This window comes from Burkholderia sp. Bp8991 (assembly GCF_003853795.1).
Lineage (GTDB): Bacteria > Pseudomonadota > Gammaproteobacteria > Burkholderiales > Burkholderiaceae > Burkholderia.
In genome coordinates this window covers 1-12,864 of the sequence record NZ_QTQJ01000050.1, presented here as the reverse complement: position 1 = coordinate 12,864, position 12,864 = coordinate 1, and the positions used below count along the sequence as shown (strand labels likewise).

Below are 12,864 nucleotides of genomic sequence, written 5' to 3'. Positions count from 1 at the left end.
GCGTGAATACGGAACTCGATGCAACCCGTCCCGCGCTCGGCGCCGCCGGCCTGCTGGGCCGCCTGCGCGCGCTGCTGCGCACCGGGCCGGCCGGCGGCCGCGCCGGCCCGCTGAGCCGGCTCGCGATCGACGGGCTGCCCGACACGTGGACGCAGCTGGAAGCGGGCGGCCTGTACGCGATCTATGCCGCCGCCGGCACGCCGGCGTGCGATGCGCTGGTGTGGGAAAGCGCGCGGCAGTCGCGCACGCGCGACGTGACGGTCGTGCTGTCGCGCGCCGCGGCGCACGTTGCCGCGCAGCTGCAGGCGCGCGGTTTCTCGGGCGGCGCGCAGCCGGCCGGCTGGCCGCGCAACCTCAACGTGCTGGCGATGCCGCCCGCTCCCGCGGCGGCCGACGGCGATGCCGCGCGCGAGCCCGGTGCGCCGCGCCGTGCCGCGCCCGGTCCGTTCGCGCGGCTCACGGGCGGCTTGCGCGCGATGAAGCGCTACGGCTTTCGCGCGCGCTCGCTGTATTTCATCGAAGGCGCGCAACGCTGGTTCAGCTGGGACGATCCGACGGCGCTCGCGGAAGAAGCGCACGCGCTCGCCGACTGGTGCCGCACGCACCGGATCGCGCTGGTGCTGCTGGTCGATCCCGAGATCGTGCGCACCGGCGCCGATCCGGACACCGATGATCCGCCGCTCGTGCGCGACGCGAATCGCGCGCCGCGCAGCGGCTTTCACGGCGTGTGCGCGGGCGTCGCGCAGCTGCAGCGCACGCACGGCGAGCTGCTGTGGGTCGTCGATTTCTGGCGCGCGGGCGAGACGCTCGCGGCCGGCGAAGTGCGACCGCTGCGCTTCGCGCCGGGCGGCCGGCTCGCGGCGATCGTCGACGGCGCCGCCGCCGAACCGCTGCGCCGGATGAAGCTCGCGACCGACGAGGATCGCGTCGTCGTCAGCCGCGCGGTGCTCGACGAAGGCGGCCGCGTGCCGGCCGACTGGGAAATCGTCGACGACAACGCGGCGGTCGTCGCGGCCTGCGCACGCGCGCAGGCCGCGACCGCGGTGCTGGCGTTCCGCTCGCATGCGCAGCTCGAGACGCTGTGCGCGGCAGTTCACACGCTGCGCCGGCAATGCGGCGGCGCGTTGAAGATCGCCGTGGTCGAGCGCGGCGAGGTGCTGCGCCAGCAGTTCGAGATGCTGGTGCTGAGCGTCGGCGCGAACCGCGTCGTCGCGCGCGACCTGCCGGTGACGCGGATGCACGCGGCCGTGCACGCGCTGCGCGGGCAGCTCTATGCGCGGCCCGTCGCGCCCGACTATCGCGCGGCGCTCGCGGCCGCGCTCGGCGATTCGGTGCTCGGCTACCTGCCGGTCGGCGCGTTCTGCCTGCGGATTCGCGCGGTGCTCGATCGCGGCGCCGTGCTCGCGCTGCCGCATACGCTCGCAAAGATCGCGCTGCTGCCCGGCGTGTCGCACGTCGATGCGCTGCGGCACTGCCGGCCGCGCCGCGCGGGCGACGTCGTGACGGCCGATGCCGGGCACCTGTACGTGTTCCTGTTCGCGTGCGAGCCGGCCGATGCCGAGGATGCGCTCGCGCGTATCTTCGACGTGCCGGTCGAGACGCTGTCCGATCGCGTCGTGTGTCTCGGGCAGGGCAGCATCGACACCGAGCTCGATGCGCTGAAGGCCGAGAACCGGCGCGCGCCGATCGCCGACTACAGCGACCTGTTCGCGACGGCGCAGCCGGCGGATGCGGCACGCGGGCCGGCCGAACGCGCGGCGCGTGCCGAACCGGGCGCCAACGGCACCGTGGCCGGCGGGGGCGGCGCGGCCGCCGCGGGCGGTGTGGCCGACCGGCACGTCGATGCGCCGCCGCACGCGGTTCACGCCGACGATGCGACGCCGCTCGCCGACATGCCGGGCGATGCGCCGGCATTTCCTGCATTTCCCGTCGCGCACACGCGCGGCGCCATCCGCAGCGCGATGCCGCTGCGCAAGCCGGAGGGCGCATGATCGCCGAACTCGTCATCGGATTCATCGTCGGCATCGCGATCGCGGTGCCGGTGTGGCTCGTCGCGCAGCACCTGGGCCTCGGCCGCGGCTTTCATGCGCCGCGCGGGCTGCAGCGGCGCGACGCGGTGCCGTGCGAACTCGTGCCGGTCGCGCTGCGCGGGCGCCTGCTGCCCGATGCCGACCACGCCGGCGGGGCCGCGCCATGAAGACGATCGCCGTCACGTCGACGACCGGCGGCGCGGGCCGCACGACGCTCGCCGGCGCGCTCGCGGTGCTGCTCGCCCGTCGCGGCCGGCCGGTCGTCGCGGTCGAGTTCGACGCGCAGAACCTGATGGGCGCGACGCTCGGTCTCGACACGCTGGCCGAGCACGGGCTCGCGCACAGCCTGCTCGGTGACCCGGGTAACGCCGCGCCGTGGCACGCGCATACGTGGCGCAATGCCGACGGCGTGCTGTTCGTCCCGTACGGGCAGGTCGACGCGGCGGGCGCCGCCGCCTGCGATGCGCGGCTCGCGGCCGATCCGGCCTGGCTGTCGCGCGCGCTCGACGAGATCGCGCTGCCGCCTGGCGGCGTCGTGCTGGTCGACACCGCGCGCTATCCGTCGCCGCAGGCTGAGCAGGCGATTCGCCGCGCGGACCTGACGCTCGTCGTCGTGCCGCCCGAACCGGCCGCGTGCGCGACCATTGCCGCGCGCCTCGACGCGCTGCGGGCCGGCGGCGGCGACCTGCAGATCGTCGTGAACCGGCTGAACCCGGCGCGCGACATGCAGCGCGATGCGCTCGCGATGCTGCGCGCGGTCGCGGGACCGGCGTCGATGCTCGAGCAGCGGATTCACGTCGATGCGGCCGTGCCCGAAACGCTCGCGCGCGGCAGCTGGATCTTCGACGACGCGCCGTATTCGCAGGCATCGCACGACCTGAACGGCGTCGCGAACTGGGTCGACGCGTGGCTCGCGGCGGCCGCGGCCGGCCGCACGGGAGCGCGGCGATGAAGGCCGCGTTTGCGTCGCGCTGGCGTGCCGCGGCCCGGCGCGCGACCGACTGGTGCGCGCGCGGGATCGGGCTGCCGGCCGAGCGCACGCTGCTCGACTGGCTCGTGCGGCTGTTCTTCCACGCGCCGCCGCCCGGCCGGCCCGATCCCGTGCGCCGCCGGGCACGCATCGCCTTCCTGTGGCTCGCGCGGGAGTGGGGCGTGCTGCAGCCGCTGAGCCCGCGCGAATGGCTGTGGCGCGCGATCGTGCGCGCGCCGCGCGCAGCCGATGGCCGGCCCGCGCGCGATCCGCTCGCGTGGTTCGACACGTTCGTCGTGCCGGCCTACGTCGCGGCGCGCGCGCTCGGCCGGCGCCTCGACGCGTTGCTCGCGCGTCTGCCGTGGGCGCGCTGGGGCGGCTGGCTCGACGCGCGCGCACACGGCGTCGGCCGGCACCGCTGGCTCGCGCCGCTGCTGCTGATCGCCGGCGCGTTGATGTGGGCCGCGGCCGGGATGTCGCCGCTGATGCCCGGCGCGCAGTTCGCGTTCTTCGCGATCGTCGCGGTGCTGGCGCTCGCGCTGCGCCGCCTGCCGGGCCATCTGCCGACGCTTGCGCTCGCGTCGCTCGCGCTGCTCGCAACCGTCCGCTACGTGTGGTGGCGCACGACCCAGACACTCGATTTCCGCAGCCCCGTCGAGGCGTTCGCCGGCTACCTGCTGTACGGCGCCGAAGCCTATACGTGGATGATCCTGCTGCTCGGCTTCGTCCAGACCGCGTGGCCGCTCGACCGGCCGATCGTGCCGCTGCCCGACGACCCGGACACCTGGCCGAGCGTCGACGTCTACATCCCGACCTACAACGAACCGCTGTCGGTCGTGAAGCCGACCGTCTTCGCGTCGCAGAGCATCGACTGGCCGGCGGCCAAGCTGCGCGTGTACCTGCTCGACGACGGCCGGCGCCCCGAGTTCGAGGCGTTCGCGCGCGAGGCGGGGATCGGCTACCTGACGCGCGACGACAACCGCCACGCGAAGGCCGGCAACATCAACCGCGCGCTGCCGAAGACGCACGGCGAATACATCGCGATCTTCGACTGCGATCACGTGCCGACGCGCTCGTTCCTGCAGACCTCGATGGGCGTGTTCCTGCGCGACCCGAAATGCGCGCTGGTACAGACGCCGCACCATTTCTTCTCGCCCGATCCGTTCGAGCGCAACCTCGGCACGTTCCGCGAGATCCCGAACGAGGGCAACCTGTTCTACGGGCTCGTGCAGTCGGGCAACGACCTGTGGAACGCGACGTTCTTCTGCGGGTCGTGCGCGGTGCTCAAGCGCACCGCGCTGGAGGAGGTGGGCGGCGTCGCGGTCGAGACCGTGACCGAGGACGCGCACACCGCGCTCAAGCTGCACCGCCGCGGCTACACGTCGGCGTACCTGCCGACCGTGCAGGCGGCCGGCCTCGCGACCGAGAGTCTCGCGGGCCACGTGAAGCAGCGCACGCGCTGGGCGCGCGGGATGGCGCAGATCTTCCGCATCGACAATCCGTTCCTCGGGCGCGGGCTCGGCTTCATCCAGCGGATCTGCTACGGCAACGCGATGCTGCATTTCTTCTACGGGATCCCGCGGCTCGTGTTCCTGACGATCCCGCTCGCGTACCTGTTCTTCCACCTGTACTTCATCAATGCGTCGTCGGTCGCGCTCGCGAGTTACGTGATCCCGTACCTGGTGCTCGCGAACGTCGCGAACTCGCGGATGCAGGGGCGCTATCGCCACTCGTTCTGGGCCGAGGTCTACGAATCGGTGCTCGCGTGGTACATCGCGCTGCCGACCACCGTCGCGTTCTTCAGCCCGCAGCACGGCAAGTTCAACGTGACCGACAAGGGCGGCAAGATCGACGAAGGCTACGTCGACTGGTCGACCTCGAAGCCGTACCTCGTGCTGTTCGCGCTGAACGTGCTCGCGATCGCGGCCGGCCTGTGGCGGCTCGTGGCCGACCAGGGCGACGAGGCGTCGACGATCCTGATCACGCTCGGCTGGACCGTCTACAACCTCGCGATGCTCGGCGCGGCCATGGCCGTCGCGCGCGAGACCAAGCAGGTGCGCGTCACGCACCGGATCGCGATGCGCGTGCCGGCGACGCTGCTGCTCGCCGACGGCTCGACTGCCGCATGCTTCACGAGCGACTACTCAACCGGCGGCCTCGGCCTCGAAGCGGTGCCGGGGCTGCCGCTCGCGGTCGGCGACACGCTGACGGTATGCGTGACGCGCGGCGACCGGCCGTTTCCGTTCCCGGTGCGCGTGAGCCGCGTGACGCCGACCCACGTCGGCGTGAGCTTCGAGGCGCTGACGCTCGAGCAGGAGCGCCAGCTCGTGCAGTGCACGTTCGGCCGCGCGGACGCGTGGCTCGACTGGCACGCGAGCGCGCGCGCGGACACGCCGCTGCGCGGGCTGAAGGAAGTGCTGCGCGTGGGCCTGGACGGTTACGTACGGATGTGGAAAGGTGCGGCGCGCGGCGTGCAGTCGATGCTGGCACCGAAGCTCGATCGGGCGCGCGACTGACGCGGCGCCCATCACGGAGTGGTTTAGATGACGTTCTGGAATCTGTATTTCATCCTGAAGTTCGCGCTGTTCGCGACCGGCCACCTGCAGCCGCTGTGGCTCGCGAACCTCGCGTTCGCGCTGGCGCTCGCGGCGAGCGCGCCGATCCGCACGCGCGTGTGGCGCATCGTGCGGCAGCTCGCCGCGCTCGCGATCGCGGTGCCGCTCCTTGCGCGCGAGCTGCATGCGCCGCCGCTCGCGCGCCTTGTCGATGCCGCGCGCGAGGTCAGCACGTTCCGCCTCGACTACTGGATGGAGCTGCTGCCGCGCCTGTTGCCGCCGCTGCTGGTGCTGACCGTGGCGGGCGTGCTGATCGTCTATTTCATCGTCAACCGCTGGGTGCGCGTCGCGACCTTCGTGCTCGCCGCGCTGCTCGTGATGCCGCTGTGGCAGGCCGGCAACGGGCTGATGGCGCGCGTCGTCGCGCCGCTCCCGCAGCAGGCCGACGCGACGGGCGGGCGGGCCGGCCAGCCGGAGGACCACAACGCGGCGCTCGCGACGTTCCGCGCGCAGGAGTCGCAGCGGCAGGTCGCGTTCGGCCATCTCGGCAACGATCCGGCCGCGCAGTTCGACGTGATCGTGCTGCACGTGTGCTCGCTGTCGTGGGACGACCTCGATGCCGCGAAGGTGCGCAATCACCCGATGCTGAGCCACTTCGACTACCTGTTCAACAACTTCAGCACGGCGGCGAGCTACAGCGGCCCGGCCGCGATCCGCGTGCTGCGCGCGAGTTGCGGGCAGGAAGCGCACGCGGACCTGTACAAGCCCGCGCCGCAGCAGTGCCACCTGTTTTCGCAACTCGCGTCCGCCGGCTACACGGTGCAGTCGCTGCTGAACCACGACGGGCACTTCGACAACTTCCTGCAGGTCGTTCACGACAACATCGGCGTGCCCGACGCGCCGATGATCTCGAACGCCGCCGCCCCGGTCGCGATGCATGCGTTCGACGGCTCCGCGATCAAGGACGACTACGGCACGCTCGCGAACTGGTACGCGCAGCGCGCGTCGGTGCCGGGCCCGGTCGCGCTGTACTACAACACGATCAGCCTGCACGACGGCAACCGCGTGGTGGGCAGCTCGCTCACCAGCATCGATTCGTATCCGCAGCGCGTGACCCGGATGATGAACGACTTCGACCGGCTCGCCGACCTGATCGCGCAGTCGGGACGGCGCGCGGTGATCGTGTTCGTGCCCGAGCACGGTGCCGCGCTGCGCGGCGACAAGAACCAGGTGGCCGGCCTGCGCGAGATCCCGACGCCGCGCGTCGTCCACGGGCCGGTCGGCGTGCGGCTCGTCGGCTTCACCGGCAATCACGGCACGACGACCGTGATCGACCAGCCGACGAGCTTCCTCGCGCTCGCGCAGCTGCTGTCGAACCTCGTGTCGAACAGCCCGTTCAAGCCGGGCGCGACGCTTGCGCAATATGCCGCCGACCTGCCGCGCACGCGGATGGTCGGCGAGAACGAAGGCACGGTGACGCTGCAGACGAGCACAGGCTATGCGGTGAAGACTCCGGACGGCGTATGGATCGACGAACAGTAAACATCGGCGAAGGCGACGACGATCGCCTGTCGCAACCGAACGACGTGCTCGGCCTCGCGCGGCATCTGCCCGCGCTGGATCCGGCCCGCTACGTCGACGAGCAGGCGCGGCGCGCATTCGTCGAATCGCTCGAGCGCTGGCCCGTGCTCGCGAAGCTGATGGGATTGAAGCGGTAAACGCAAGGCGGCCGGCGTGAGTGCCGGCCGCGCTGCATCGATGCGCCGACCGCTATCGGCTCACCGCGGGCTCACTGCGCGCGGCGCTCCGGCTGGCGCGTCCATTCGTTTTCCTCGCCCGGCACCTTGCCGAAGGTCTGCTCCGCCCACGCGTGGCGGGCCGCCTCGATCTTCGCGCGCTCGCTCGACACGAAATTCCATTCGATGAACCGCTCGCCCGGCAGGTGCGCACCGCCGAGCAGCATCACGCGCGCGCCGTTCGCGCTGGCGAGCGCGACGTTCGTGCCGGGTTCGAGCACGGCCATCGTCGCGGGGGCGAGCGGCGTGCCGTCGATCGTGAGGTCGCCGTCGACGAGATACACGCCGCGCTCGTCGTGTTCCGCGTCGAGCGCGAGCTGCCCGCCCGCTGCGAATTCCGCATATGCGTAAAGCGTCGGCGAGAACACCGCGACCGGCGACGTGAGCCCGAACGCGGTGCCCGCGATCACGCGCACGTGCGCGCCGTCGCGCGTGAACGACGGCAGCGTGTCGGCCGCGTGATGCACGAATGCGGGCGCGGTGTCCTCGTGCTCGACCGGCAGCGCGACCCAGGTCTGGATCCCGTGCACCGGCTGTTCATGCGGGCGGTCCTCGTCGGGCGAACGCTCCGAATGGACGATGCCGCGCCCGGCCGTCATCCAGTTCACGTCGCCGGGCACGATCTTCTGCCGGAAGCCGAGGCTGTCGTGATGCATCAGCGTGCCGTCGAACAGGTAGGTGACGGTCGCGAGGCCGATGTGCGGATGCGGCAGCACGTCGATGCCGCTGCCGGCCGGCAGCACGGCCGGCCCCATCTCGTCGAAGAAGATGAACGGGCCGACGAGGCGCGCGGCGCGCGCGGGCAGCACGCGGCGCACGACGAGGTTGCCGATGTCGCTCTCGCGCGGCGTGAGCAGGGTCTTGATCGATGCTGACATGGTGGGTCTCTCGTATCCGGTGGGTCAGGCGATTGCCGTATCGATCGTGATCGGGTGCGTGAGGATCTTGTGCACCGGGCACGCATTCGCGATCTGCAGCAGTCGCTCGCGCTGCTCGTCGGTCAGGTCGCCGTCGAGCGTGATGCGGCGCACGATCGTGCTGCCCGCGCTGCCCGATTCGTGCGCAAGCTTCACGTGCACTTCGGCGAGCGGCCAGCCCTTGCGTTGCGCGTACATCTTCAGCGTGATCGCGGTGCACGCGCCGAGGCTCGACAGCAGCAGCGCGACGGGCGTCGGTGCGGTGTCGCCGCCGCCGAGCGACGCCGGTTCGTCGGCGCGCCACTGATGGACGCCGTCGGTGAAATGGACCAGGTAATCGACCGAGCCGATGCTCGCTTCGACGGACAGTTCGCTCATTGCAATTCCATGTGGGGAAAGGGAAGGCGGGCCGGCCGGGGAGGGCCGGGCAGGCCGGACGTTACGGTTCGAGCAGGCGCTGCAGCCGCAGTTCCTCGAAATCCAGCTCGGATTCTATGCGGTGCAGCACCGCGTCGTCGACCCGGCCGTCGCGATGCAGCTCGAGCAGCGCATCACGCGACACGCCGACCAGCTCGAGCTCGACGCGCAGCATCCGCGCGCGCACGTCCGCCGGTTCCGCGCCGTCGCGGTGCGCGCGTTCGTTGAACGCGACGCGGCTGCGGTATTCGGTCAGCAGCCGGTCGAGCGATGCGCGTTCGAGGCTCGTGCCGCGCTGCTCGCGCGCATCGAGTTCGGCGAGCGCCGCGCCGAACGTGTGGGCGCGCACGGCATGCTCGGACATCGTGCGCCGCGCGGCCGGGCGCAGCTTCAGCACGCGGATCAGCGGCGCAAGGGTGCCGCCTTGCACGACCAGCGTCGCGATGATCAGCAGGAACGTGCTGAACAGGATCAGGTCGCGCCCGGGGAAGTTGCCCGGCAGCGCGATCGCGGCCGCGAGGCTCACGACGCCGCGCATGCCGGACCAGCCGAGCACGACGGCCTCGCGCCACGACCACGGCGCATGGCCCGCGCGCGGCGCGCGCAGGCGGCCCGGCAGCCACATCGCGACGAACACCCACACGACGCGCGCGGCGATCGCGGCGGCGGTGGCCGGCAGCGCGACGCGCAGGCCGGCCATCAGCACTGCGCCTTCGTGGTTCACGCCGGCGAGGATCGCATGCAGCGCGAGGCCGATCAGGATGAACACGAGCGCGTCGAGCACGAACACGATCGCTTCCCAGGTCGCCTTCGCCTTGATCCGCATGTCGGCGCCGAACACGCGATGCTGGCGCACGCCGAGCACGAGGCCGCAGGTCACGACCGACAGCACGCCCGAACCGTGCACGGCTTCGGCGATCCCGTAGCTGCCCCACGCCATCGCGAAGGTCACGACGATCCCGAGCATCGGCTCGCGCAGGCGCTGCAGCACCCAGCACATCGCATGGCCGCACGCGAGGCCGACCGCGATGCCGATCAGCGTGAGCGAGAAGAACAGGCCGGTGGCGCTCGCGGTCGTGATCGTGACGGCGAGCGCGGCCGAGACGGCCATCTGATACAGCAGCAGGCCCGATGCATCGTTGACGAGGCTTTCGCCTTCGAGCACCGCGACGAGCCGCGCGGGCAGCGGGTGGCGCTGCAGGATCGCCTTCGCGGCGACCGCGTCGGGCGGCGACACGATCGCGCCGAGCGTGAAGCACGCGGCCCACGGCAGCGCCGGATTGGCCGCATGCACGGCGAGCGCGACCGCAACCGTCGTGAACACCACCGCGCCGAGCGCGAGCGACGCGATCGACGCGAGCTCGTGGCGGAATTCCTTCCACGCCGTATAGAAGCCGCTCGACATCAGCAGCGGCGGCAGCACGGCCACGAGCAGCAGCGCCGGATCCATGTCGGGCGTGCGCTTGCCTGCGATGGCCACCACGCAGCCGCCAAGCAGCAGCACGACGGCCGGCGGGATCGACACGCGCTCCGCGAGCCAGGTGAGCGCGCCCGCGCCGCAGATCAACAGCAGCAGGTAGTGGAACAGCTCGACGTTGGTCATGAGTCTTGCATCACGACGGCTTGCGATCGTTCGCGGCGGCGCCCGGCAGCGCGCCGAACATGTGCTGGCTGCATTGTGCATCGCGCCACGCGGTATTCAGCCGGTAGCCGGCCAGCATCCGGCGCGCGAGCGGCAGGATCTGTTCGCCGGCCAGCATGCCGAGGAGGCCGACGAGCGCGATGATCGGCGGTGCCGGCGAATTCACGCCGAGCGCACCGTAGATGACGCCGGCGAGGATGCCTGCGAACAGCGACAGAAAATACGGCTTCATGATGAAAACCTCTCGTGATAGGCTGATCGGGGGCGAAGGGCGCGCCTTCAACGTGCTGGAAGCGTATCGGGTTTACGTGTGGAACAAAAGGGCGGACAGCCGTTGGAGAGCCCCCTCTTTCGGAATTCGATCGATTCCATTTCTTGGATGTTCGAGCCGCGGCTTTTCCGATTAAATGGCTGCAACCGGAAGACGCAGATCCGGGGTAACGCACAGTCGGCTCCTCTCGGTTTCCGATCGAGGCAAGCCTTAAACGTTTCCTGTCCAAAGGATGATACGCGCCATGAGCAACCCGAAGCTTGAAGTCCTCACCCCCCAGAACAGCCAGCTGATCTTCATCGACCAGCAGCCGCAGATGGCATTCGGCGTGCAGTCGATCGATCGCCAGACGTTGAAGAACAACGTCGTCGGGCTCGCCAAGGCCGCGAAAGCATTCAACATCCCGACCACGATCACCACGGTCGAAAGCGACAGCTTCTCGGGTTACACCTATCCCGAACTGCTCGACGTGTTCCCGAACCAGAAGACGCTCGAACGTACGTCGATGAACTCGTGGGACGACCAGAAGGTGCGCGACGCGCTGGCTGCGAACGGCCGCAAGAAGGTGGTCGTCTCCGGCCTGTGGACCGAAGTCTGCAACACGACGTTCGCGCTCTGCGCGATGCTCGAAGGCGACTACGAGATCTACATGGTCGCCGACGCGTCGGGCGGCACGTCGAAGGATGCGCACGACTTCGCGATGCAGCGGATGATCCAGGCCGGCGTCGTGCCCGTCACCTGGCAGCAGGTCGCGCTCGAGTGGCAGCGCGACTGGGCGCGCCGCGATACCTACGACGCCGTGATGGCGATCGCGAAGGAGCATTCGGGCGCGTACGGGATGGGCGTCGACTACGCGTACACGATGGTCCACAAGGCGGCACAGCGCACCGCGACGCCGCACGAGTCGATCCCGGCCGTGCCGGCGAAGTAACGGGTCGCGGGCCGCCCGCTCAGACGGGCGGCAGTGCCCACGGCGCGTGCGACAGATGTTCGACGAGGAACTCGAGCAGCGCCGTCACGCGCGCGGCACGCAGCATGCCGGGCGGCGTGACGAGGTTGACGTTGAGGTCCGGAATTTTCCAGTCGTGCATGACTTCCTCGAGCGCACCGCTTTGCAGTTCATTCCATACCAGGAACGCCGGCTGCAGTGCGATACCGTGGCCGGCGATCAGCGCGGGGCAGAGGACGTCGGCGTTGTTCGCACGGATGCGCCCGCGCACCGGCACGCCGAATTCGTCGCCCGACGTCGTATGGCGAAAGCGCCAGTATTCGGGCGTCGGGATGTTCGTGTAGGTCAGGCACACGTGCTGGTCGAGTTCGCTCGGATGGGTCGGCCGGCCGTGCCGGTCCAGATACGCGGGCGACGCGACGAGCGGCCGGCGTACCGCGCACAGGCGGCGTGCGCGCAGCGACGAATCGCTCAGTTCGGCGATCCGGATCGCGACGTCGAAGCCGCCGGACACGATGTCGACGAAGTTGTCGGTGAGCACGAGGTCGACGTCGACGCGCGGATAGCGTTCGAGAAACGCGGGCAGCAGCGGCGCGAGATTGCATAGGCCGTAGGACATCGGTGCGTTCACGCGCACGAGGCCGTGCGGTTCGAGCGCGTGCGCGGATGCCTCGTCCTCGATCAGTTCGGCGTCGGCGAGCAGCCGGATCGCACGATCGCGCAGCAGTTCGCCGGTCGGTGTGAGCGACAGCTTGCGCGACGTACGGTACAGCAGCATCGCGCCGAGGCGCTTTTCGAGTCGCGCGATCGCTTTCGACACGGTCGGTTGCGTGATGCCGAGCAGGTCGGCGGCCTTGGCGAACGAACCGGTCTCCGCGACCCGCGCGAAGATGGCCCAGGCTTCGAGGTCGGGCAGATGTTGCATGGCTGGAAAGCGTGGCGGCGAAGTGAAGCGGACGGGACGGCAGCGGATCGGGCCGCAGGCGCACGGCGCCCGGGCGGTAATGCGGCACATTCTAATTCAGTCGGGAGGGACGTATGGAATCGTATCTGGTTTCATTGGGCGCCGGCGTGCTGGTCGGCGTCGTGTACAGCGTGATCAAGGTGCGCTCGCCCGCACCGCCGCTGATCGCGCTGGTCGGGCTGGCCGGCATGCTGATCGGCGTGGCGGCCGTTGCACCGGTCCGTCACTGGCTCGGTTTCTGATTGCATCGAGGACATATTGATGAGCGTACCCGACACTCAACCGGATCTGATCCTCCACAACGGACGATTCACGACCCTCGACCGCGCGAACCCCGTCGCGACTTCCGTCGC

At 70.5% G+C, this 12,864-nt stretch carries 13 protein-coding genes; 8 read left to right on the top strand and 5 right to left on the bottom strand.

Going from position 1 to position 12,864, the window contains the following annotated elements:
• Nucleotides 1–2 precede the first annotated feature (2 nt).
• From bcsE to DIE02_RS33475, 6 genes are read left to right on the top strand one after another with little or no spacing between them, the layout of a single operon-like run.
• Nucleotides 3–1,991, top strand: a complete 1,989-nt coding sequence (gene bcsE, locus DIE02_RS33500) for a cellulose biosynthesis protein BcsE (RefSeq protein WP_124489492.1) — start codon at nucleotides 3–5, stop codon at nucleotides 1,989–1,991.
• Entirely contained in the window at nucleotides 1,988–2,197 is a 210-nt protein-coding gene (locus DIE02_RS33495; protein WP_124489491.1) for a hypothetical protein, read from the top strand. Before bcsE ends, DIE02_RS33495 begins: the two co-directional genes overlap by 4 nt.
• Complete coding sequence (bcsQ, locus tag DIE02_RS33490) at nucleotides 2,194–2,982, top strand: cellulose biosynthesis protein BcsQ (RefSeq protein WP_124489490.1); 789 nt, start codon at nucleotides 2,194–2,196, stop codon at nucleotides 2,980–2,982. Before DIE02_RS33495 ends, bcsQ begins: the two co-directional genes overlap by 4 nt.
• The gene (gene bcsA / locus DIE02_RS33485) at nucleotides 2,979–5,516 is read left to right on the top strand and encodes a UDP-forming cellulose synthase catalytic subunit (RefSeq protein WP_124489489.1); all 2,538 of its coding nucleotides are present in this window, start codon (nucleotides 2,979–2,981) and stop codon (nucleotides 5,514–5,516) included. Before bcsQ ends, bcsA begins: the two co-directional genes overlap by 4 nt.
• Before the next feature lie 27 nt (nucleotides 5,517–5,543).
• Nucleotides 5,544–7,097 (top strand): cellulose biosynthesis protein BcsG, encoded by a 1,554-nt coding sequence (bcsG, locus tag DIE02_RS33480; RefSeq protein WP_124489488.1) that lies wholly within the window; start codon nucleotides 5,544–5,546, stop codon nucleotides 7,095–7,097.
• On the top strand, nucleotides 7,079–7,273 hold the full coding sequence (locus DIE02_RS33475; protein ID WP_124489487.1) for a hypothetical protein: 195 nt from the start codon (nucleotides 7,079–7,081) through the stop codon (nucleotides 7,271–7,273). Before bcsG ends, DIE02_RS33475 begins: the two co-directional genes overlap by 19 nt.
• A gap of 71 nt (nucleotides 7,274–7,344) precedes the next feature.
• On the opposite strand, the gene DIE02_RS33470 is transcribed toward DIE02_RS33475, so the two are convergent.
• From DIE02_RS33470 to DIE02_RS33455, 4 genes are all read right to left on the bottom strand, one after another.
• Entirely contained in the window at nucleotides 7,345–8,229 is an 885-nt protein-coding gene (locus DIE02_RS33470) for a pirin family protein (protein ID WP_124489486.1), read from the bottom strand.
• A gap of 24 nt (nucleotides 8,230–8,253) precedes the next feature.
• Nucleotides 8,254–8,646: an OsmC family protein gene (locus DIE02_RS33465; RefSeq protein WP_059467735.1), complete on the bottom strand. Its 393-nt coding sequence runs from the start codon at nucleotides 8,644–8,646 to the stop codon at nucleotides 8,254–8,256.
• Between the two features lie 61 nt (nucleotides 8,647–8,707).
• The gene (locus DIE02_RS33460; protein ID WP_124489485.1) at nucleotides 8,708–10,288 is read right to left on the bottom strand and encodes a sodium:proton antiporter; all 1,581 of its coding nucleotides are present in this window, start codon (nucleotides 10,286–10,288) and stop codon (nucleotides 8,708–8,710) included.
• Nucleotides 10,289–10,298: 10 nt separating this feature from the next.
• A complete protein-coding gene (locus tag DIE02_RS33455) occupies nucleotides 10,299–10,559 on the bottom strand; it encodes a XapX domain-containing protein (protein WP_044846125.1) in 261 nt (86 codons plus the stop codon).
• A 283-nt stretch (nucleotides 10,560–10,842) separates the two neighbouring features.
• Here DIE02_RS33455 and DIE02_RS33450 point away from each other — a divergent pair, with 283 nt between their 5' ends.
• A complete protein-coding gene (locus DIE02_RS33450) occupies nucleotides 10,843–11,529 on the top strand; it encodes a hydrolase (RefSeq protein ID WP_124489484.1) in 687 nt (228 codons plus the stop codon).
• Between the two features lie 19 nt (nucleotides 11,530–11,548).
• On the opposite strand, the gene DIE02_RS33445 is transcribed toward DIE02_RS33450, so the two are convergent.
• Nucleotides 11,549–12,472, bottom strand: coding sequence for a LysR family transcriptional regulator (locus DIE02_RS33445; protein WP_124489483.1), 924 nt, complete (start codon nucleotides 12,470–12,472; stop codon nucleotides 11,549–11,551).
• Between the two features lie 113 nt (nucleotides 12,473–12,585).
• Between DIE02_RS33445 and DIE02_RS33440 the strand changes: the two genes are divergently transcribed.
• Complete coding sequence (locus DIE02_RS33440) at nucleotides 12,586–12,753, top strand: DUF1427 family protein (RefSeq protein WP_044846122.1); 168 nt, start codon at nucleotides 12,586–12,588, stop codon at nucleotides 12,751–12,753.
• Nucleotides 12,754–12,864 lie beyond the last annotated feature (111 nt).

Excerpts from the sequence above, each read along its gene's own strand:
- DIE02_RS33495 (WP_124489491.1), top strand. The coding sequence starts at position 1,988 with ATGATCGCCGAACTCGTCATCGGATTCATCGTCGGCATCGCGATCGCG.
- bcsQ (WP_124489490.1), top strand. The coding sequence starts at position 2,194 with ATGAAGACGATCGCCGTCACGTCGACGACCGGCGGCGCGGGCCGCACG.
- bcsA (WP_124489489.1), top strand. The coding sequence starts at position 2,979 with ATGAAGGCCGCGTTTGCGTCGCGCTGGCGTGCCGCGGCCCGGCGCGCG.
- bcsG (WP_124489488.1), top strand. The coding sequence starts at position 5,544 with ATGACGTTCTGGAATCTGTATTTCATCCTGAAGTTCGCGCTGTTCGCG.
- DIE02_RS33475 (WP_124489487.1), top strand. The coding sequence starts at position 7,079 with ATGGATCGACGAACAGTAAACATCGGCGAAGGCGACGACGATCGCCTG.
- DIE02_RS33470 (WP_124489486.1), bottom strand. The coding sequence starts at position 8,229 with ATGTCAGCATCGATCAAGACCCTGCTCACGCCGCGCGAGAGCGACATC.
- DIE02_RS33465 (WP_059467735.1), bottom strand. The coding sequence starts at position 8,646 with ATGAGCGAACTGTCCGTCGAAGCGAGCATCGGCTCGGTCGATTACCTG.
- DIE02_RS33460 (WP_124489485.1), bottom strand. The coding sequence starts at position 10,288 with ATGACCAACGTCGAGCTGTTCCACTACCTGCTGCTGTTGATCTGCGGC.
- DIE02_RS33455 (WP_044846125.1), bottom strand. The coding sequence starts at position 10,559 with ATGAAGCCGTATTTTCTGTCGCTGTTCGCAGGCATCCTCGCCGGCGTC.
- DIE02_RS33450 (WP_124489484.1), top strand. The coding sequence starts at position 10,843 with ATGAGCAACCCGAAGCTTGAAGTCCTCACCCCCCAGAACAGCCAGCTG.
- DIE02_RS33445 (WP_124489483.1), bottom strand. The coding sequence starts at position 12,472 with ATGCAACATCTGCCCGACCTCGAAGCCTGGGCCATCTTCGCGCGGGTC.
- DIE02_RS33440 (WP_044846122.1), top strand. The coding sequence starts at position 12,586 with ATGGAATCGTATCTGGTTTCATTGGGCGCCGGCGTGCTGGTCGGCGTC.